Source organism: Paenibacillus sp. SER-28 (assembly GCF_052906305.1).
In genome coordinates, this window is the sequence record NZ_JBRECM010000051.1 from 1 (window position 1) to 349 (window position 349).

The 349-nt window shown below is 53.9% G+C and carries 4 tRNA genes; all 4 read left to right on the forward strand.

Going from position 1 to position 349, the window contains the following annotated elements:
* The 4 genes from ACUYLD_RS25530 to ACUYLD_RS25545 all read left to right on the forward strand — a co-directional run bounded on the left by ACUYLD_RS25530 (position 1) and on the right by ACUYLD_RS25545 (position 346).
* Positions 1 to 76 (forward strand) — tRNA-Asn (locus ACUYLD_RS25530).
* A 3-nt stretch (positions 77 to 79) separates the two neighbouring features.
* A tRNA-Ser gene (locus tag ACUYLD_RS25535) sits at positions 80 to 171 on the forward strand.
* 17 nt (positions 172 to 188) lie between these two features.
* Positions 189 to 260, forward strand: a tRNA-Glu gene (locus ACUYLD_RS25540).
* Positions 261 to 270: 10 nt separating this feature from the next.
* A tRNA-Val gene (locus tag ACUYLD_RS25545) sits at positions 271 to 346 on the forward strand.
* The last annotated feature ends 3 nt before the right edge of the window (positions 347 to 349 follow it).

The following is a 349-nucleotide window of genomic DNA, read 5'->3' on the forward strand; positions in this document are numbered from 1 at the left end:
TCCCTGATAGCTCAGTTGGTAGAGCACTCGACTGTTAATCGAGTTGTCACAGGTTCGAGTCCTGTTCGGGGAGCCATATGGAGAGGTGTCCGAGTTGGCCGAAGGAGCACGATTGGAAATCGTGTAGGCGCCAAAAGCGTCTCGAGGGTTCGAATCCCTCTCTCTCCGCCATAATTATTTTATTGCATGGCCCGTTGGTCAAGGGGTTAAGACACCTCCCTTTCACGGAGGTAACAGGGGTTCGAATCCCCTACGGGTCATAAGTAGTATGGAGGCTTAGCTCAGCTGGGAGAGCATCTGCCTTACAAGCAGAGGGTCGGGGGTTCGAGCCCCTCAGCCTCCACCATTT